General features: G+C 67.0%; 27 protein-coding genes and 1 tRNA gene. 4 read left to right on the forward strand and 24 right to left on the reverse strand.

Annotation, left to right across the window (positions count from 1 at the left end; genetic code table 11):
• Position 1: 1 nt before the first annotated feature.
• The 24 genes from HHUB_RS10280 to HHUB_RS10395 are packed head-to-tail and all read right to left on the reverse strand — an operon-like array spanning position 2 to position 12,779.
• The gene (locus HHUB_RS10280; protein ID WP_059057523.1) at positions 2–463 is read right to left on the reverse strand and encodes an uL15m family ribosomal protein; all 462 of its coding nucleotides are present in this window, start codon (positions 461–463) and stop codon (positions 2–4) included.
• Between the two features lie 2 nt (positions 464–465).
• The gene (gene rpmD / locus HHUB_RS10285; protein WP_059058281.1) at positions 466–930 is read right to left on the reverse strand and encodes a 50S ribosomal protein L30; all 465 of its coding nucleotides are present in this window, start codon (positions 928–930) and stop codon (positions 466–468) included.
• Positions 930–1,568 (reverse strand): 30S ribosomal protein S5, encoded by a 639-nt coding sequence (locus HHUB_RS10290; RefSeq protein WP_059057524.1) that lies wholly within the window; start codon positions 1,566–1,568, stop codon positions 930–932. The genes rpmD and HHUB_RS10290 overlap by 1 nt, the downstream gene beginning before the upstream one ends.
• Positions 1,565–2,122 (reverse strand): 50S ribosomal protein L18, encoded by a 558-nt coding sequence (locus HHUB_RS10295; RefSeq protein ID WP_059057525.1) that lies wholly within the window; start codon positions 2,120–2,122, stop codon positions 1,565–1,567. Before HHUB_RS10295 ends, HHUB_RS10290 begins: the two co-directional genes overlap by 4 nt.
• On the reverse strand, positions 2,122–2,571 hold the full coding sequence (locus HHUB_RS10300; protein WP_059057526.1) for a 50S ribosomal protein L19e: 450 nt from the start codon (positions 2,569–2,571) through the stop codon (positions 2,122–2,124). The genes HHUB_RS10295 and HHUB_RS10300 overlap by 1 nt, the downstream gene beginning before the upstream one ends.
• Positions 2,568–3,281: a 50S ribosomal protein L32e gene (locus tag HHUB_RS10305; protein ID WP_059057527.1), complete on the reverse strand. Its 714-nt coding sequence runs from the start codon at positions 3,279–3,281 to the stop codon at positions 2,568–2,570. Before HHUB_RS10305 ends, HHUB_RS10300 begins: the two co-directional genes overlap by 4 nt.
• A 3-nt stretch (positions 3,282–3,284) precedes the next feature.
• On the reverse strand, positions 3,285–3,821 hold the full coding sequence (locus HHUB_RS10310; RefSeq protein ID WP_059057528.1) for a 50S ribosomal protein L6: 537 nt from the start codon (positions 3,819–3,821) through the stop codon (positions 3,285–3,287).
• A 2-nt stretch (positions 3,822–3,823) separates the two neighbouring features.
• On the reverse strand, positions 3,824–4,216 hold the full coding sequence (locus tag HHUB_RS10315) for a 30S ribosomal protein S8 (RefSeq protein WP_058984019.1): 393 nt from the start codon (positions 4,214–4,216) through the stop codon (positions 3,824–3,826).
• Positions 4,217–4,218: 2 nt separating this feature from the next.
• The gene (locus tag HHUB_RS10320; RefSeq protein ID WP_058984020.1) at positions 4,219–4,374 is read right to left on the reverse strand and encodes a 30S ribosomal protein S14; all 156 of its coding nucleotides are present in this window, start codon (positions 4,372–4,374) and stop codon (positions 4,219–4,221) included.
• Positions 4,371–4,895, reverse strand: a complete 525-nt coding sequence (locus HHUB_RS10325; RefSeq protein WP_059057529.1) for a 50S ribosomal protein L5 — start codon at positions 4,893–4,895, stop codon at positions 4,371–4,373. The genes HHUB_RS10320 and HHUB_RS10325 overlap by 4 nt, the downstream gene beginning before the upstream one ends.
• Entirely contained in the window at positions 4,892–5,611 is a 720-nt protein-coding gene (locus tag HHUB_RS10330) for a 30S ribosomal protein S4e (protein ID WP_059057530.1), read from the reverse strand. The genes HHUB_RS10325 and HHUB_RS10330 overlap by 4 nt, the downstream gene beginning before the upstream one ends.
• Positions 5,608–5,964 (reverse strand): 50S ribosomal protein L24, encoded by a 357-nt coding sequence (gene rplX / locus HHUB_RS10335; protein ID WP_059057531.1) that lies wholly within the window; start codon positions 5,962–5,964, stop codon positions 5,608–5,610. Before rplX ends, HHUB_RS10330 begins: the two co-directional genes overlap by 4 nt.
• A gap of 2 nt (positions 5,965–5,966) precedes the next feature.
• The gene (locus HHUB_RS10340; RefSeq protein ID WP_059057532.1) at positions 5,967–6,365 is read right to left on the reverse strand and encodes a 50S ribosomal protein L14; all 399 of its coding nucleotides are present in this window, start codon (positions 6,363–6,365) and stop codon (positions 5,967–5,969) included.
• Positions 6,365–6,694 (reverse strand): 30S ribosomal protein S17, encoded by a 330-nt coding sequence (locus HHUB_RS10345; RefSeq protein WP_059057533.1) that lies wholly within the window; start codon positions 6,692–6,694, stop codon positions 6,365–6,367. Before HHUB_RS10345 ends, HHUB_RS10340 begins: the two co-directional genes overlap by 1 nt.
• Positions 6,685–7,050 (reverse strand): ribonuclease P protein component 1, encoded by a 366-nt coding sequence (locus tag HHUB_RS10350; protein ID WP_059057534.1) that lies wholly within the window; start codon positions 7,048–7,050, stop codon positions 6,685–6,687. The genes HHUB_RS10345 and HHUB_RS10350 overlap by 10 nt, the downstream gene beginning before the upstream one ends.
• 1 nt (position 7,051) lies before the next feature.
• A complete protein-coding gene (gene rpmC, locus HHUB_RS10355) occupies positions 7,052–7,276 on the reverse strand; it encodes a 50S ribosomal protein L29 (RefSeq protein WP_059057535.1) in 225 nt (74 codons plus the stop codon).
• Positions 7,276–8,274 (reverse strand): 30S ribosomal protein S3, encoded by a 999-nt coding sequence (locus HHUB_RS10360; protein ID WP_059057536.1) that lies wholly within the window; start codon positions 8,272–8,274, stop codon positions 7,276–7,278. The genes rpmC and HHUB_RS10360 overlap by 1 nt, the downstream gene beginning before the upstream one ends.
• A complete protein-coding gene (locus HHUB_RS10365; protein ID WP_059057537.1) occupies positions 8,274–8,750 on the reverse strand; it encodes a 50S ribosomal protein L22 in 477 nt (158 codons plus the stop codon). The genes HHUB_RS10360 and HHUB_RS10365 overlap by 1 nt, the downstream gene beginning before the upstream one ends.
• Before the next feature lie 3 nt (positions 8,751–8,753).
• Positions 8,754–9,176 (reverse strand): 30S ribosomal protein S19, encoded by a 423-nt coding sequence (locus tag HHUB_RS10370; protein WP_059057538.1) that lies wholly within the window; start codon positions 9,174–9,176, stop codon positions 8,754–8,756.
• Between the two features lie 2 nt (positions 9,177–9,178).
• Positions 9,179–9,901, reverse strand: coding sequence for a 50S ribosomal protein L2 (locus HHUB_RS10375; RefSeq protein ID WP_059057539.1), 723 nt, complete (start codon positions 9,899–9,901; stop codon positions 9,179–9,181).
• A gap of 2 nt (positions 9,902–9,903) precedes the next feature.
• Positions 9,904–10,158: a 50S ribosomal protein L23 gene (locus HHUB_RS10380; RefSeq protein WP_059057540.1), complete on the reverse strand. Its 255-nt coding sequence runs from the start codon at positions 10,156–10,158 to the stop codon at positions 9,904–9,906.
• Positions 10,155–10,907, reverse strand: a complete 753-nt coding sequence (gene rpl4p, locus HHUB_RS10385) for a 50S ribosomal protein L4 (protein WP_059057541.1) — start codon at positions 10,905–10,907, stop codon at positions 10,155–10,157. Before rpl4p ends, HHUB_RS10380 begins: the two co-directional genes overlap by 4 nt.
• Positions 10,908–10,909: 2 nt before the next feature.
• A complete protein-coding gene (locus HHUB_RS10390) occupies positions 10,910–11,923 on the reverse strand; it encodes a 50S ribosomal protein L3 (protein WP_059057542.1) in 1,014 nt (337 codons plus the stop codon).
• Between the two features lie 4 nt (positions 11,924–11,927).
• On the reverse strand, positions 11,928–12,779 hold the full coding sequence (locus HHUB_RS10395) for a putative RNA uridine N3 methyltransferase (RefSeq protein ID WP_059057543.1): 852 nt from the start codon (positions 12,777–12,779) through the stop codon (positions 11,928–11,930).
• Between the two features lie 293 nt (positions 12,780–13,072).
• Here HHUB_RS10395 and HHUB_RS10400 point away from each other — a divergent pair.
• The 4 genes from HHUB_RS10400 (at position 13,073) to mch (ending at position 16,059) form a co-directional block, all read left to right on the forward strand.
• Positions 13,073–13,143: transfer RNA gene (locus HHUB_RS10400), tRNA-Gly, on the forward strand.
• Positions 13,144–13,436: 293 nt separating this feature from the next.
• Positions 13,437–14,720, forward strand: coding sequence for an MFS transporter (locus tag HHUB_RS10405; protein ID WP_059057544.1), 1,284 nt, complete (start codon positions 13,437–13,439; stop codon positions 14,718–14,720).
• 42 nt (positions 14,721–14,762) lie between these two features.
• Entirely contained in the window at positions 14,763–15,074 is a 312-nt protein-coding gene (locus tag HHUB_RS10410) for an MTH1187 family thiamine-binding protein (protein WP_059057545.1), read from the forward strand.
• 49 nt (positions 15,075–15,123) lie between these two features.
• Positions 15,124–16,059 (forward strand): methenyltetrahydromethanopterin cyclohydrolase, encoded by a 936-nt coding sequence (mch, locus tag HHUB_RS10415; RefSeq protein ID WP_059057546.1) that lies wholly within the window; start codon positions 15,124–15,126, stop codon positions 16,057–16,059.
• The last annotated feature ends 52 nt before the right edge of the window (positions 16,060–16,111 follow it).

Genomic DNA, 16,111 nt, shown 5'->3' on the forward strand with positions numbered 1-16,111 from the left:
GTTACTCCTCGCTGTCCTCGGTGCCGCGCTCGGAGACGACGGCGTCGCCGCCCTCGCTCTCGATGAGGTCGACGGCGCCCGCGGAGAACGCGTCCGCCGTCACTTCGAGCTGTTCGTAGACCTGTCCGCCACCGAGGACCTTCACCACGTCGGCCTCCCAGCCGTCCTCGGCGACGTCACGAGCGTCGACGCGGTAGCCGAACTCTGTCTCCTCGGCGACCCCGTCCGCGGCGAGCAACGCGATGTCCTCGTCGAGCTTCTGGACGGAGACCTCGCGAACGTCGCGGTCGGTCTTCTCCGGGCGCTTGAACCCGGACTTGCCGACGTCCTCGTAGAGGTGCTGTTCGTGCTTCTTGCGGCCCGCGCGGCCGCGGCCACCACGGTTACCGGCGCCGCGCCGGTTCTTGTGTGTGCCGCCGCCGTGCGTGCGGGAGCCGCGCTGTCGTCGTTTCTTGCTCGTCATGGTTAGTGCATGTCCGTGAGGAGGTCGTCGATCTCCTCGGTGCTGTGTTTGCCGAGCTGGCCGCCCTCGCTGACCGGCTGCTTGATGCCGTCGTGGCCGCCGCGCGGCGGGTGCAGGCGCAGCGCCGGCGCCAGGCCGGCCTCGCGGAGCGTCGTCTCCTCGTCGAGGAGCGCGCCCGCGAGGTCGTCGACGTCGTCGTACTCGGTGTTCTCGGCGACCCACTCGTCGTCGATGTCCGCCGAACCCGTCTCGGGCTCGCCGCGGGCTTCGATGAGGTCCGCGAGCACGTCGCGGCTCGGTTCCCCGAACGCAACGAAGTCGTTGACCTTCGCGACCATCCCGTCGTAGGCGTCCGTCTCCGGGACGAGCGCGCAGTGGTTGACGCTGTGGATGTTCAGCATCTCGAACGTGTCCACGACGTCCTCGCTGATGTTGACCTCGCCGCGCAGTTGGACGACAGCCTGCATCACTCGATCACCTCACGCTGCTCGTGGGCGTGCTGGGGGACGCGGGCTTCCGCGGTCTTCCGGAGCGCGTTGAACGTCGCCTTCGCGAAGTTCACGGTCGTCCGGGTCTTCCCCGAGGAGCGCGTCCACACGTCCTCGATACCTGCGAGTTCGAGGACGTGGCGCACGGTCTCGCCGCCCGCGAGGCCGAGGCCACGCGGCGCGGGAATCAGTTCGACCTCGACGCTCCCGGCCTGCCCGGTCGTCTTGAGCGCGACGGTGTGGGGGCGCCCACAGCCACACTCCCAGGACCCACAGCCGCGGGAGACGTCGATGATGTTCAGTTTCGCGACCTCGATCGCCTTCTGGATGGCGCCGCCGACCTGGTCGTCGCGGCCCTCCGCGTAGCCGACGTAGCCGTCGCGGTTGCCGACGACGACCACGCAGCGGAACTTCACGCGTCGACCGGAGTCGGTCATGCGCTGGACCATGTTGATGTCCAGCACTTCGTCGTCGAGTCCCGGCAGCAGGTTGTCGACGATTTCCGGCTCCTTGAGCGGGAGTCCGCTGTCGAGGGCGTCGGACATCGAGTCGATGTCGCCGTCCTTGACGAGGCGACCCAGGCGTGTCTTTGGTTCCCAGGTTTCGTTGTAGCTCATTCGTTGTCCTCCATGATGGCCTCCCGCACCTCGTCGAAGTGCTCGGGAAGCTCCGTTGCGTCGAAGTCGCCGCCGTACAGCGGCTCGTCGAGAGACTCAGCGTACTCCGCGATGTGTTCGCCGCGCGTCCGCGACCAGTCCGCGAAGACCGCGTCGTTGTGCGGGACGTCCAGGCCGGCGTCGATTGCGCCCTCCTGGATTGCGAACACCTTCGAACCCGGAGTCGCGGTGTTGAGGCCGATGTCGAGCACGCCCTCGTCCGCGTCCGAATCCTGCGCGCGAACCCCAGCGAGCAGCCCCGTCAGGTACGCCGCCGGCAGGTTCCCCGTGGGAGCCTCCCAGCCGTACTCAGCGAGGTCGCTGGAGTGTGCGCTCGCGATTGTTTCGTCGCCGTCGGGGCCGGTCACGACCAGCTGCGCCGTGACGTGCTTGTTGCTCTTCCGAGCAACGAGCCGAGGTTTCCCTGACTTCAGGAGGCGCAACCTCTGATGGTAGTCGGTCCGGACCTCGCGGCGGCGCCGCATCGGCACCTTGTATCGTGGTCCTGTCGCCATTAGCTATCACCGTAGTGTTCTTCGATGTATTTCTGGAGGCGCCGGACGCTGTCGAACTCGCCACCGTTGGCCATGTTGTACAGCTCCCGGTACTGACTCTGGGTAATCTCCCCTTCGTCGCGGAGTTCCCGGAGCGTCCGCCGCTGCGCGCGAATCCGGCCGATGTACGACTGCTTGTCGTTCTCACGAGCGCCCGACTTCCCCTTGCGGGAGCCGGGGCCCTTCTGGTGTCCGTAGGCCTTCTTCTCGTCGCGCTCGCGTGCGCGACCGCGCGAATTCCCGTGCTTTTCCTCTGCCGCAATCGTCCCTTCGTCGACGAGCTCGCGGATGTCCTCGCGGGTAATCGCGTCCGCGATTTCACCCTGCGCCTCGGGGTCGAACCAGACGCGGTTCTTCCCGACGTCGAGGACGTCGGCCGCGAGCCGCTTCTGTGCGCTCAGGTCGCTCATTGGTCAACCTCCACTTCGACGTAGGTCGGATTCAGGACGCGGATGCCCGCTTCTTCGGCCTGCTCCTCGATGCGTTCGCGCTTGCGTGCGCCAACCTTCGAGGCGATGCGGGCGGCCTCCGTGTCCGGGTCGATGCCGTCGAGGTCGTCCGTGTTGTGCACGCGGACTTCCTCGAAGCCGCTGGGGTGCTTGCCGCGGACCGCTTCCGGCGTCCGGAAGCCGGCCTCGACTGTGTCACCCTTGCCCTTGACGCCGCGGCGCTGCTTGGACAGCGTGCCCTTCGGGCGACGCCACGACTTCGGGGTGCGCTTCTTCTTGTGGTAGTCCTGCCGGTTGAACTGCGGCTTGCCCTCGCGACGGCGCTTGTTCAGCAAGCGCTGCTCGTCGTCGCTGAGCTCCGGCGTCTTCTCGGTGAGGCCGCGGGGACGGAGCTCCGTCTCCACGTCCTCCTCGGCTTCTTCCTCCTCGGGTTCGGCTTCCTCGACTTCGGCTTCGGTCTCCTCTTCGACTTCGAGACCGCCGACGTCGGCCTTGATGCGCGCTGCGAGCGCGTTGCCGATGCCGGAGACGTCCGCGAGTTCGCTCTGGCTCGCTGCCCGCATGTCCTCGACGGACTCGTAGCCGGCCTCGCGGAGCGCTTCCGCCTTCGAGGGGCCGACGCCCGAGATGTCTTCCAGCGTCTCTGGCGCGTCAGTTTCTTCTTCTGCCATCTATCAGGCACCTCCCTTCGTGGGCTTCTCGACGATGTACACGCCGTCCTGGAAGACGCGCGTGTCCTTGTCGGTGACGCGCGTCAGCTGTTCGATGTCGGCCGCCGTCTGGCCGACGTCCTCGATGCTCGGGCCGTTGAGCGTCACTTCCTCACCGTCCACCGTGACCTCGGTGTCGCCGCGGACGGGCGTCCGCCGCGGCGCCTTCTCGCCGAGGAAGTTCTGGATGACCACTTCGTCGCCCTCGACTTCCACCTGCATCGGGAAGTGAGAGTAGTGGACTTCGAGCTGGTACTCCCAGCCCTCGGTGACGCCGTGGAACATGTTCTCCACGTGGCTCTCGAAGGTACCGACCGTCGAGAGCGTCTTCGCGTCGTCGTCCTCGCTGGTCACGACGACAGCGTCGTCCTCGACGGAGACGCTGACGTCCGGATACCAGAGGCGTCGCGACACGGACCCTTCGGGGCCTTCGACGGTGAGGTCGAGGTGGTCGACCTCCGCCGTCACGTCGTCCGGAATTTCGATTTCGACTCGTGCCATGATTAGTATACGTACGCGATCACTTGGCCACCGATGCCCTTCTCACGGGCCTCGTAGTGGCTCATGATGCCGTGGCTCGTCGTGACGACGAGCGCGCCGTAGTCACGAGCGGGAAGGTAGCGCTTCTCCCACTTCTCGTAACCGTCGGCTGCCACGGAGTACCGTGGGTTCACGGGGCCACACTCGTTGATGGCACCTTTCAGTTCGACCTCGAACTTGCCGGCCTTCCCGTCGTCGACGAACTCGAAGCCGTCGATGTACCCGCGGTCGTAGAAGACCTCGAGGACGGAGCCGACCATGTTGGAGGCGGGCTCTACTGTGTGCGTGAGGTGCCCGACGCTCTCGGCGTTGTCGATGCCGGAGACCGCGTCGGACAGGGGATCGTTTGCCGTCATTGTTAGCTGTACTTCTTGAAGCCCATCGAGCGGGCAATCTCCCGGAAGCACTGTCGACAGAGCCAGATGTCGTACTTGCCGACGAGGCCCTGCTTGCGGCCACAGCGCCGGCACTCGTGTGTCTGGCCCGTCTCTTCTGCTTGTTCGCTCTCGCTCATTCGTTGACCTCCACGTCGAAGTTCGATTCGAGGAACGCGACCGCGTCCTCGGGGTTGAGTCGGTGGTTCGACGGAATCTGTCGGCTGACCTGGTCGCGCTTCGCGACCCGGTAACCCGGGCGCACGAGGTTCACGGTCACGTCGAGGCCGTAGATACCGATGTCGGGGTCGTACTCCTGACTCGGGAAGTCCGTGTGCTCTTCGATGCCGAAGCTCACGTTGCCCGTGTCGTCGAACTGGCGCTCGGCCAGGTCGACGTTCGGGAGCGCGCGGTCGAGGAAGTCGAACGCGTCCTCGCCGCGGAGCGTGACCTTCGCGCCGATGGGGTCGCCCTCGCGGATGCCGAACTCGGGTTCGGTGCGCTTGGCGGTCGTCCGGACCGTCTGCTGGCCCGTGATCTCCTCGAGGATGTTCTCGGCGTTCTGGAGGTCGACACCACCCTGGCCGACGCCCATGTGGACGACGACCTTCTCGATGCGCGGCTCGCGCATCTCGTGGAAGTCGGCTTCAGTCTCGCTCATTCGCCATCACCCGGGAGGTCGGCGTCGTCCTCGACGAAGTTCTCGTCGATGACGACGACGTACTCTTCGACCGTCTCGAAGCTACCGTCGGCGGTCTCCACGTAGACGGTGTTGTCGGCGCTGCCCGGCTGCACCGAAATCTCGTCGATGCGGCCGATGTCGCCGGCGTGCTGGCCCGCGACTGCGGTGACCAGCGCGCCCTCGCCGTACTCGAAGTGGGCGACCACGTCGTTGGACTCGTTGTCCACGACGACGGAGTCGTTCCCGCTGTAGACGTCCTCCTCGACGAGCAGGTTCGTGCCGTCGTGGAGGTTCAGCTGGGTCTTCCCGCCGGAGACGGTGGTCTTGTCCTCGACCTTGCTGAGCTTGCTGTCCGCCGCGTCCGCGTCGATGGGCGTCAGACCGAGTCGGCCCCCTTCGTCGGGGAAGACCCGGTAGTGTTCGTCGCGCTCGGGGAACGCCAGGATGTCGAACATCCCGATGGGGCGGTTGACGTCGCCGACCGAGCCACCGTTGACGAGCACGCCGTCGGTGTTGATGGCGTACTGCGCCTCGCTGGTGTCGTCGACGTAACCCAGGACGTCCCGAAGCACGACGACGAGCGGTACGCCCGACTCGCCGTGCGGACCGGCCCCGGCCTTCGCGGTGAACGTCTCCGTCTTCCGCTCGACCGGCCAGGACTTCGGTACCGAGAGTCGCTTCTGGTGGTTCGTCATTCGTTGTCACCTTCGAGCCGCGCGGCGCGCACGTCGTCTTCGAGGTCGAGTTCGGTGACGCGGAGGTTGCTGGCGTCGAGGGGCTTGGGCAGCTCCTCGCCGTCGGCCTTCTCGATAGTGACGTCCTCCACGCGAACCGTCTCGTCGCGCAGGTCGACGTCGACGACTTCGCCTTCCTCGCCGGCGTCGTCGCCGCGCATCACTTCGACGGTGTCGCCGACGTTGACGCGAACGCGTCGCTGGTCGTACTCCTCGCGGAGGTCGTCGGACAGCGTCGCGTGGACCTGCTTCTGTCGCTCGTGAAGCGGCGCGCGCTCCGTGCGGTTTCGCTGTTTGTGTGGTTGTTCGCTCATGTCTATACGATCATCGTCGCGGTACTCGCGATGGTACCGTACCGTTCCGCCACTTCGCGCGAAATCGGACCCTTGATCTCGGTCCCGCGAGGCTCGCCGAGGTCGTCGATGATGACCGCGGCGTTGTCCTCGAACTTCACGCGCGTTCCGTCCGGCCGTCGAATGGGCTTGCGCTGGCGCACCACGACCGCTTCGAGGACCTGGCGACGCATCTCCGGCGTCCCCTTGGTCACCGAGACGGTGATGGTGTCGCCGAGCCCGGCCTTCGGGTGGCGGTTCTTGGTTCCTTGATAACCCTTCACGCTCGTGACTTTGAGCTCGCGTGCGCCGGTGTTGTCGGCGCAGTTGATGAGCGAGCCCTTCTCAAGACCCTGCGTGACGTCTGCCTTGATGGCTTCCATCAGGCGTCACCTCCGTCGGTGACTTCGACGACCACGTGGGACTTGGTCTTCGAGAGCGGTCGGGTTTCTGCGATACTGACCGTGTCGCCAACCTCAACGTCGAGGCAGTCCGGCTGGTGTGCCGGCACGCGCGACCGCCGCTTCATGTAGCGGTCGTACTTCGGCACGAATACGTCGTATTCGCGCTCGACGACGATGGTCTTGTCCATGTCGGTGGAAGCCACTTCACCCTCGAGAACCTGACCGCGCACGGACAGGTTTCCGTGGAACGGGCAGTCCTCGTGGGAGCACGTGCCTTCCGGTTCTGTTACGTTCAGTCCTATCGCCATTTCGAATCAACTCCGGTTTCGGAGCGTGTAGCGGGTCGTGAGAGCAACGCGACCCCATCCACCGTAACGTAGGCCGCGCCCTCGCCAGTGGTTTGGCTCTCGCCACCTGCAGGTTGAGACGCGGTCCCGGACGCCTTCGCGACGTCCGCAGCTTCATCTGTGAGTCGGAACTCGAATGTCGTCCCCCGCTTGGGGACCTGCTTGACGCCCGAGTCGCTGTCGAGCACGAGCGTCCGCATCGTCTCGCGGACGACCTCGCCCTCGATGCCGACCCGCGAGGGGTCCGTCGACTCGACGACCCGCGCGTGCAGGCCGACGAGTTCGTGCCGTGGCAGCGTCTCGGGCGTCACTGTCATCTTACTCGCTCTCCGCTTCCGCTTCGAGGTCGCCTTCTTCGCGCTGAATCGTCTTGATTCGCGCGACCGTGCGACGGAGCTCGCCGATGCGGCCCGGGTTGTCCGGGGCGCCGCCTGCGGCCTTCACGGCCTTGGCGTTCAGCAGCTCCGTCTCGATCTCTTCCAGTTCCGCTTCGCGTTCCGCGGGGGTCATGTCCCGAATCTCTTCGGTGTGGAGAATCGCCATTATTCCTCACCCTCCTCGGACTCTTCTTCCATCTCTTCGAGGAGCTCCTCGGCGGTCTCCTCCGCGTCGGACTCCAGCTCGTCGAAGTCCTCGGCCTCGACGTCCTCGGCCTCGGCTTCCACGTCGGCGGCGAGCTCGTCGAGGTCCTCCTCGACGTCCGCGTTCGTGGAGTCCGGCGGCGAAGTCGCCGACTTGCCTTCCTTGTCGTGGCGCTCGGGGCGCGAACCGCCCTCGGGCTCCTCCTCGACGATTTCTTCCTGGGCGCGGTCGTCGTCGACCGCCGTGGCGGCCTCGCCGGGCGCCTCGCCCTCGGCGGCCTCGGCTTCCTCGCCTTCGCCTTCGAGGAGCTCTTCGAGTTCCTCGCCGGCTTCCTCCTCGTCGACGACGAGATCCTCGATGTTGGCGTCCTCCTGAATCTCGAAGTCGTCGGGGAGCTTCGCGTTCGGCGGGATGATCTTGACGCTGACGCCGATGGTGCCGAGCTTCATCACGGCGACGCCCTTGCCGTGGTCGACGATCTCCTCGGCGGGCTCGCCGTTGTGCTTGATGTAGCCGCGGTTGAACTTCTCGACGCGGCCGCGGTTGCCGGTGACTTTCCCGCTCAGGACGATCTCGGCGCCGAGTGCGCCGGCCTCCATGATGCGGTCGATGGTCGTGTGTCCGGCCTTCCGGAAGTACCAGCCGCGCTCGAGCGCGTTCGCGAGGCGGTCTGCGACGATCTGTGCGTTCAGGTCGGGTTCGTCGACCTCCTGCACGTCGATCTGCGGGTCCTCCAGGTCGAAGCGCTCCTCGAGCTGGGTGGTGATCTTCCGGATGTTCTTCCCGCCCTTGCCGATGACCATCCCGGGCTTCTCGGCCTTGAGGACGATCTGCATCCCCATCGGGGTGGGAGCGAGCTCCATGCCGCCGTAGCCGGCGCGAGCCAGCTCCTCGGCGAAGAACTCGTCGATCTGGGAGCGCTGGAGGCCCTGCTCGATGAACTCCATCTCGTCGGCCATTACGCGCTCACCTCCTCGGCGTCGGGTTCGACGACCACGAGTTCGACGTCACAGAGGGTCGTGTTCCACGGGTCCGCCTTCCCCATCGCGCGGGGCTTGCGGCCGCGGCTCTCGTCGACCTTGTGCGGGGCGACGTGTTCGATGACCATCTGCTCGGCGTCGAAGCCCTGCTGGTCGGCGTTGTTCGCCACGTTGTCGAGGAGCTTCTGGAAGTCCTTCGAGGCCTTCTCCGGGTAGCGCCCGGCGTCCCAGCCCTCGATGTCGTTCCGGTGACCGACGCCGCTGTTGTGCTGCTTGAACGGCACGGACTGCTCCTCGTTGATGACGGCGTCGAGGTACTCGCGTGCCTCGCCGACCGTCTTGCCCTTGATTTCGCGGGCGATGGCTTTGCTGTGCTTCAGGCTGATGGGCCGCTCCCGGAGCATCGCTTTCGCGGTGGCGTCCGGGTCGGTGTCCACGCTGTAGCTGATTCCCATGGTTTACTTGAGCGGCACGAACTTCGAGGAGCGGGTCGCGCCGATGCCCGCCTGCCCGTGTTCGACCGACGTTCGGGTGAGCTGGAACTCGCCGAGGTAGTGCCCGAGCATCTCGGGCTCGATCTCGACGCGCTCGAACTCCTGTCCGGTGTACACCGCGAACGTCAGCCCGACGAACTCCGGCAGCACCGGCATGTCGCGCAGGTGCGTCCGGATGGGGTCGTTTGCCGTCTCCTCGGGCGTCGATTCGCGGGCTTCCTCGAGCACCTTCTGGTGTTCGTCGGACAGCCCACGGGTGATGGTTCGCCGCTGGCGTGCGGGGAGCAGTTCCGCGACTTCCTCCAGGCTCATCTCCTGGAGTTCGTCGAGGTCGTGGCCGCGGTAGGTGAACTCACCCTCGCGGCCGGTTCGGTATTCCGTACTCATGGTTACTTGTTGCCTCCGCGGCCGGTCCGCTTGGAGGCGATGTCGCCGACTTTCCGGCCCGGCGGCGCGTTACGGGAGACGCTCTTCGGCCGACCGGGGTGCTGGCGGCCGCCGCCACCGAAGGGGTGGTCGACGGCGTTCATCGCGACACCACGGACGATGGGCCACTTGCCGCCGCGGGTCTTCATCTTGTGGTGTTTGTTGCCTGCCTTCACGAACGGCTTGTCCGTGCGACCGCCACCGGCGACGACGCCGATGGTGGCGCGGCAGTCCGGCGAGAGTCGCTTGACTTCGCCGCTGGGCAGCTGCACGACCGCGGCGTCGCGCTCGTGCGTGACGAGGTCGGCGTTGACCCCGCTCGCGCGAGCGAACTTGCCGCCGTCGCCCGGCTGGCTCTCGACGTTACAGATGGGCACGCCCTCGGGAATCTCCCCGAGCGGCAGCGTGTTGCCCTCCTCGATGGACGCCGAGATGCCGACTTCGATAGTGTCACCGACCGCAGTGCCTTCGCTGGCGAGCACGAGGCGCTGGTCGCCGTCCTCGAACTCGACGTTCGCGACCGGCGCGCTGCGCGCGGGGTCGTGTTCGATGTCGACGACCTCGCCGACGAGCACGTCGGTGTCCTCCGTCTTGCGGTGCGAGAGCTCTGCCTTGTACCGGTGGGACGGCGCGCGGAACGTCGACGTGCCGCGGCCGCGCCGTTGGCCTTGAATTCTTCGTCCCATCTTTAGAACACCCCGATGCGGGAGGCGACGTCCTGCGCGTCGTCGTCCTCCGAGAGCGTGACGGTCGCCTTCTTCTCGGCGTCCGGCGTGATCTGCGTGTTCACGTTCGTCACCGTCACGTCGTACTGCGATTCGACGGCGTCGCGAATCTCGGGTTTGGCGGCGTCGATGTCGACGACGAACTGGAGCTTGTTCTGGAAGTCCATCTCGTCCATCGCCTTCTCGGTCACGATGGGGTAGTCGATGATGCCGCTCATCGGTCGGCCACCTCCTCGACGGCGCTCTCCGTCCAGAGGGTCAGTCGGCCGGGCTCGGCGCCCGGCGCGAGGTCCTCGGCGTTGACTTCGCGACCAGTCGCGACGTCGACGCCCGCGAGGTTCCGCGCCGCCTTCGACGGCCCGGACTCGCTGGAGGTCACGACCAGAAGCGACGAGGGCTCCTGGTACTTCCGGCCGCGCAGCGTCCCCTGCCCGGCGCGGACGTTGCGTCCGTCGTCGGCGCGCTCGACGTCCGCGTGGACGCCGACCGCTTCCAGGAACGCCACGACCTCCTTGGTCTTCACGAGGTCCTCGAAGTCGTCGCTGACGACAAGCGGGAGCTCGGCGTCGTCGTCGAACGCGTGACCGCGCTCGGCGACGACGTCGGCGTCCGTGGTCGCCGCGATGGCGCTCCGGACGGCCGCCTTCCGCTCCTTGTCGTTGACGTCGAGACCCGGTTCTTTCTCGGCTTTCGGCGGGTGCGCTTTGCGACCGCCGACGGTCTGCGGGACGCGCGCGCCACGGCCTTCCGTCTTCGGGACGTGAGCCATGCCGCGTCCGCTACCGTGGGACTCGGCGGAAGTGCGCAGGCCCGCGTACTCGTCGGAGCCGTGCTTCTGGGTTCGGTTGGCCTGAGCGGCGAGGACGGCACGCTTGACGAGGTCTGGTCGGACGGGTTCCGAGAACACGTCCGGCAGGTCGAGCGTCCCAGCGTCGTCGCCGTTCAGGTCGCGTACAGTTGCCTGCATAGTTATCCTTGGTTAGATTCGGTGCTCACGTAGCGCACCTCGGGATCGAGGCGCGGCGACTCGCTCGGCCGGACGGCCGGGCGGAATCGCACGAGGCGCTGCTCCGGACCGGGCACCGAGCCCTTCACGAGCGTGTAGTTGCCGTCGACTTCGCCGTAGTTCGGGAAGCCGCCGGCCGCACTCACGGCCTCGTCGTCACCGTTACCGATGTCGATGACGCGCTTGTTGAGTTCGGTGCGCTGGTGGTAGCCCGTCTGCCCGAGCTGGGGGACCGTCGAGCGAACCCGGGAGGGGTTCCACGGTCCGAGGTTCCCGATGCGGCGCCGCCAGCCCTGGCGGGCGTGCTTGCCTTTCCGCTTCTGCACGCCCCAGCGCTTGACGGGGCCCTGGGTCCCTTTGCCCTTCGTGACGCCGGCGACGTCGGTGAACTCGCCGGCGCGGAAGACGTCGCCGAACTCGTGTTCGCCGCCGTCCTCGAGGAGGTCCGCGGCGAAGTCGACGCGCTCCTGGAGGGAGCCGCCGCCGACGCGCGTCTCCATGATGTCGGGCTGTTTCTTCGGCACGCTCGAGAGTTCGCCGGGCACCGTGTGGGTGACCACACGGACGTCGGCGATGTCTTCGGATTCGAGCGCTTCGGTCAGTTCGTCTGTCTCTCCGCCCGTTTCCGGGACGGAGAGCGCGCGGTCGAGAGACTCGTGGGTGTCGTCTGCCCAGACTTCCGTGAGCGGCTTCTTGCCGTACGGCGTGTCCTCGTAGAGGCGGACGGCCGCCGCCCGCATGGGCGGCGTCTCGACGACGGTGACGGGCACGGTCGTCTCCATGCCCTCCGTCGGCGCGTTCGCCTTGTCGTCGACGAGGACGACGTGGGTCATGCCGGCCTTGTAGCCAGCGAAGCCCTGAAGACCGACTTGACCGTCGTCTTCGGGCCACGAGTTGAAGCGCGGTACTTCACTCTCCGCGCGCTTGCGGGGACTGAACCCCATCGAGCCTTTTCGTGGTCGGTTTGGCTGTGGCATCGTATCACTCCGTGAGCGTCAGGCAGCCGAGGGAGGCGAACATCGCTTCTTCAGTTCGCACGACCTCGCTGCCTTGCGACGGGATGGTGTTGAGCCAGACGTCGAATCGCGCGGGTGCGTCGGTAGATGGGTCGGCGACCGCCTCGCTGACCTCGTCCCCGGTGAGCCCGAGCATGGGCGGAAGCCCGCGTTCGGGCGCACCGAAGGCGACGGTCAGTCCGTCCCGGGCGGCGCGTTCGACGTACCCCTCGAGGGAGGCCGCGGCAAGCGGCGTCCCGTGGCGAGAGGTGGCGATGCGAACGCCCGCGTCGGGTCGGTCGAGAGCGTCACCGAGGCCCGTGCGTTCGACCGAGAACCCCGGGAGGGGTTCGTCGACCAGCTTCGCACGGACCGGTCGTCGCGAAGAGACCCTGATGGTCACGCGCTCCCCCTCCTCGACCTCCATACCGGGAGGCGTCTGGAGCGAGATTGGGTGTTGCATTCCGCAATTGACCCGAACGCGCCCTTCAGATCCGACCTGGGTCACGATTCCCTGTCGTAACGACCCAGACCCGCTCGAGTCTGAGCCGGTCCATGACGAGAGACGGAGCGGCGGCAGGACACCGGCGTACTCCAGTTCGTCGCGCGTGTCGAAGGCCTCCTTTCGGAGGTACGGTGGCGTCGCGGCGTACCGCAACACCGTTTCGACGAACCCGCCGCCCCACTTCCGCTCGCCGCCTTCGTCGGGGAAGACGACGAGTCGGTCCATCCGGAACACCGCCGCCGCGCGGGCGACGTAACCGAGCTTGCGAGTTGCCTCGCGCTTGTCCTCGGCTTCCCGGACGAGAGACGACGGCACGAGTACGCTGCGTGTCATGCCGTGTCGCGTCCGTGTCTCGTCACGAGACTGTGGCATAGATACCGACGCCTCCGGTAAAAGGGTGGCGTTTCCCGTTCTACCCTGTGAGTGCGTTTCACGCCCGTCTACCGCCCGAATCGTGTGCGACGCGTTCGCACTCTCCGCGATGGCTCGGTGTTTCTATTTCTCTGCGCGCACGCGAACCCGGAACCCGGCGCGGGCGATGGCCTGTCGGTGCCTCTCACGGTCGGTCGCAAAGAACGGATTTATATGTGACCCCGCCATTCGTTCGAATGCGAACGAAGGCATGCGCGCTGGTAGTGTAGTGGTATCACGTGACCTTGCCATGGTCACAACCGGGGTTCAAATCCCCGCCAGCGCACTTCTCTACTAACGCTCACCGTTGAGCGCTTCGCATAGCGTCCGCCTCGTAGCGTAGTTTCTCCAGAAGCACCGGCGCGCCAGCAGGCGCACTAGCGGGTCGCGCGCCGCGAGCCGACAGCAGAAGTATCATACATATTACTGTAATTCAGTTCATACTCGAACCGCGGTCGGTGGCGAGGAGACGGCCCGCACGCTCGTCGAGCGACGGTTTTGCCGGTTCTTCCACGTCTGTGTGTGCCACTCTCGCGGAGGGTTTATGTCTCCGTTCCAGCATCGTGTAGCCAGCCGCCTATGTCCCGCCTCTCCGCCTCGACGGTCGTCCTCCGGTACTACCTCTATCGGGCGACCGCGCGCCCCGGCTTCCACTACCCCGTCTACACGCTGTTCCTGCTGTTCAACGACCTCACGCTCGCCCAAATCGGGCTCATCGCGAGCATCCAGTCGGTGGTCGTCGTCACCTCCGAGGTCCCGACCGGCTACATCGGCGACCGCATCGGCCGCCGGAACAGCCTCGCGGTCGGCGCCGCCATCATGCTAGTCTCGAACGCCAGCTACCTCGTCGCCACCGACTTCATCGGGTTCACGTTCACGTTCGTGACGCTGTCGTTCGGCGGTACGTTCGTCTCCGGCAGCGGGAGCGCGTGGCTCTACGACACCCTCCAGGAGCACGACATGGAGGAGGAGTTCACGCGCATCAGCGGCCGCGGTCGCGCGCTCGGCCAGTGGCTGCGCGCGGTCACGCTCGTCGTCGGCGGCTTCCTGTACGCGGTCAACCGCTACTACCCCTTCTACGCGGGCGTCGTCGCGGCCGCCATCAGCCTCGTGCTGGTGTTGCGACTGCCCCAGAACCGCGCGTACGACGACGAAGCCACGGGTGACGACCTCGACGACGACCGGATGACCATCGTGGACGCGCTCCCGGTCATTCGCGAGCAGCTCTCCATGCCCGACCTCCGGTGGTTCGTCGTCTACCTCGCGCTGTTCAGCGGCGCGGTCCTCACGATGGACATGTGGATTCAGCCCATCGCGCAGGACACCCTCGAGACGACGTTCGGCCCGACGCTCGACGGCTGGGGCATTCCCGAGGGCGGCGTGCTCGGCATCCTCTACGCCGCGTTCACGGTGGTGTCCGCGGTCACCAGCGACTACGCCAGCGACGTCGAGGAGCTGCTGGGCGTCCGCAAGGCGATGCTGTTGATTCCCGTCGCCATCGCTGCCTCGTACGTGCTCGCGGGGCTCGTGCCGCTGCTCGTGTTCCCGATGTTCTTCGTGATGAAGGGCGGGAACTCGCTGGTCGGCCCCATCACGAACCGCTACATCAACGACCAGGTGGAGTCGGTGGGGCGCGCGACCCTGCTGTCGTCGGTCGCGATGCTGCGCAACGTCGCCGGCGTCCCGTTCCGCGTCGGCAGCGGCATCCTCGCGACGTGGTACACGTCGATGACGGCCGTCGCCATCCTCGGCGCCATCTTCCTCGTGCTCGCGTTCGTCCTCTGGTCGGTCGCGTCGCCCGTGAGCGCGGACTACGAGCCGCCCGACAGCGGGAACACGACGGCCGACGCCGCCGAGGACTGACGGGTCGCTGCCGCTAAGTGGTGGCCCGACGCAGTCTCGGTCGTGACAGTCATCGCACTCCTCAGCGTCGCACCGGTCACCGAACAGAGCATGGCGAGCGACGTCGCCGACGCCGTCGCCGCGCTCGACGACTTCGACGTCACCTACGAGACGAACCCGATGGGCACGGTCGTCGAAGCCGAGGACATCGACACGTTGCTGGACGCGGTCGGCGCGGCCCACAAGGCCGTCGAGGGCGACCGCGTGAGCACGTTCCTGAAAATCGACGACAAGCGCGCGACCGACCAGACCGCCCGCGAGAAGGTCGACGCCGTCGAGCGCGAACTCGGCCGCGAGGCGCGCTCGGAGCGCTGACCGCGCCGGACTGAGAAACCTCTTGTGTCGGGGCGCCGAATCCGGCGGCATGGACAGTCTCAACCGGATGGCGCTGGAGCTCGCCGACGAAGCCCTCGAATTCACGGAGGAGCTGGACGTCGGCGCGTTCGAGTTGGACAACGGCGCGACGGTCATCGACTTCGGCGTCGAACACCACGGCGGTCTCGAAGCCGGCCTGCTGCTGGCGGAACTGCAGACCGCGGGGCTGGCGACCGTGCAGACGCGCGTCGACGAGGTCGCGGGCGCGACGTTCCCGCACGTCGAACTGGCCTGCGACCGCCCCGCCGTCGCCCTGCTGGGCGCGCAGAAGGCGGGCTGGGAGCTCACGGTCGACGACTACGAGGGGCTGGGCAGCGGGCCGGCTCGCGCGCTGGTCGCCCGCGAGGGCGAGTACGAGGCCATCGACTACGTGGACGCCTTCGAGTTCGCGGTGCTCGCACTGGAGAGCGACGCGTTCCCCACCGAGGCCGCCGCCGAGCAGGTCGCGGAGCTCGCGGACGTGAACGCGGAGAGCGTCTACCTGCCCGCGTACCGCACCGCGAGCGTCGCCGGCAGCGTCACCGCCGCGGCGCGCGCCGCCGAACTCGCGCTGTTCCGGCTGTTCGAGCTCGGCTACGACCCGACGAACGTCCTCACCGCCTCGGGCAGCGCGCCGGTCGCGCCCGTCGCGGGCGACGAGGAAGCGGCCATCGGCCGGACGAACGACGCGCTCGCGTACGGCGGCCGCGTCCACCTCACGGTCACCGAGGACTTCGACGAGTTCGAGGCGGTGCCGTCCTCCGCCGCCGACCGCTACGGGAAGCCGTTCGCGGACATCTTCGCGGACGCCGACTGGGACGCCAGCGCCGTCGACGAGGGCGTCTTCGGTCCCGCGCAGGTCACCATCGACGTCACGGGCGGCCCGACGTACGCGCTCGGCGACGTCCACGAGGACCTGCTCGCCGAGGGCTTCGGCGTCGCGTGAGCCAGCCGTAGCCGCCGGAGGGCGTCGTTTTATCTTGTGTGCGACTAACATT

The sequence above is a fragment of the Halobacterium hubeiense genome (assembly GCF_001488575.1).
GTDB classification, from domain to species: domain Archaea; phylum Halobacteriota; class Halobacteria; order Halobacteriales; family Halobacteriaceae; genus Halobacterium; species Halobacterium hubeiense.

Coding starts and splice junctions, on each gene's coding strand:
- HHUB_RS10280 (WP_059057523.1), bottom strand. CDS start 463: ATGACGAGCAAGAAACGACGACAGCGCGGCTCCCGCACGCACGGCGGC.
- rpmD (WP_059058281.1), bottom strand. CDS start 930: ATGCAGGCTGTCGTCCAACTGCGCGGCGAGGTCAACATCAGCGAGGAC.
- HHUB_RS10290 (WP_059057524.1), bottom strand. CDS start 1,568: ATGAGCTACAACGAAACCTGGGAACCAAAGACACGCCTGGGTCGCCTC.
- HHUB_RS10295 (WP_059057525.1), bottom strand. CDS start 2,122: ATGGCGACAGGACCACGATACAAGGTGCCGATGCGGCGCCGCCGCGAG.
- HHUB_RS10300 (WP_059057526.1), bottom strand. CDS start 2,571: ATGAGCGACCTGAGCGCACAGAAGCGGCTCGCGGCCGACGTCCTCGAC.
- HHUB_RS10305 (WP_059057527.1), bottom strand. CDS start 3,281: ATGGCAGAAGAAGAAACTGACGCGCCAGAGACGCTGGAAGACATCTCG.
- HHUB_RS10310 (WP_059057528.1), bottom strand. CDS start 3,821: ATGGCACGAGTCGAAATCGAAATTCCGGACGACGTGACGGCGGAGGTC.
- HHUB_RS10315 (WP_058984019.1), bottom strand. CDS start 4,216: ATGACGGCAAACGATCCCCTGTCCGACGCGGTCTCCGGCATCGACAAC.
- HHUB_RS10320 (WP_058984020.1), bottom strand. CDS start 4,374: ATGAGCGAGAGCGAACAAGCAGAAGAGACGGGCCAGACACACGAGTGC.
- HHUB_RS10325 (WP_059057529.1), bottom strand. CDS start 4,895: ATGAGCGAGACTGAAGCCGACTTCCACGAGATGCGCGAGCCGCGCATC.
- HHUB_RS10330 (WP_059057530.1), bottom strand. CDS start 5,611: ATGACGAACCACCAGAAGCGACTCTCGGTACCGAAGTCCTGGCCGGTC.
- rplX (WP_059057531.1), bottom strand. CDS start 5,964: ATGAGCGAACAACCACACAAACAGCGAAACCGCACGGAGCGCGCGCCG.
- HHUB_RS10340 (WP_059057532.1), bottom strand. CDS start 6,365: ATGGAAGCCATCAAGGCAGACGTCACGCAGGGTCTTGAGAAGGGCTCG.
- HHUB_RS10345 (WP_059057533.1), bottom strand. CDS start 6,694: ATGGCGATAGGACTGAACGTAACAGAACCGGAAGGCACGTGCTCCCAC.
- HHUB_RS10350 (WP_059057534.1), bottom strand. CDS start 7,050: ATGACAGTGACGCCCGAGACGCTGCCACGGCACGAACTCGTCGGCCTG.
- rpmC (WP_059057535.1), bottom strand. CDS start 7,276: ATGGCGATTCTCCACACCGAAGAGATTCGGGACATGACCCCCGCGGAA.
- HHUB_RS10360 (WP_059057536.1), bottom strand. CDS start 8,274: ATGGCCGACGAGATGGAGTTCATCGAGCAGGGCCTCCAGCGCTCCCAG.
- HHUB_RS10365 (WP_059057537.1), bottom strand. CDS start 8,750: ATGGGAATCAGCTACAGCGTGGACACCGACCCGGACGCCACCGCGAAA.
- HHUB_RS10370 (WP_059057538.1), bottom strand. CDS start 9,176: ATGAGTACGGAATACCGAACCGGCCGCGAGGGTGAGTTCACCTACCGC.
- HHUB_RS10375 (WP_059057539.1), bottom strand. CDS start 9,901: ATGGGACGAAGAATTCAAGGCCAACGGCGCGGCCGCGGCACGTCGACG.
- HHUB_RS10380 (WP_059057540.1), bottom strand. CDS start 10,158: ATGAGCGGCATCATCGACTACCCCATCGTGACCGAGAAGGCGATGGAC.
- rpl4p (WP_059057541.1), bottom strand. CDS start 10,907: ATGCAGGCAACTGTACGCGACCTGAACGGCGACGACGCTGGGACGCTC.
- HHUB_RS10390 (WP_059057542.1), bottom strand. CDS start 11,923: ATGCCACAGCCAAACCGACCACGAAAAGGCTCGATGGGGTTCAGTCCC.
- HHUB_RS10395 (WP_059057543.1), bottom strand. CDS start 12,779: ATGACACGCAGCGTACTCGTGCCGTCGTCTCTCGTCCGGGAAGCCGAG.
- HHUB_RS10405 (WP_059057544.1), top strand. CDS start 13,437: ATGTCCCGCCTCTCCGCCTCGACGGTCGTCCTCCGGTACTACCTCTAT.
- mch (WP_059057546.1), top strand. CDS start 15,124: ATGGACAGTCTCAACCGGATGGCGCTGGAGCTCGCCGACGAAGCCCTC.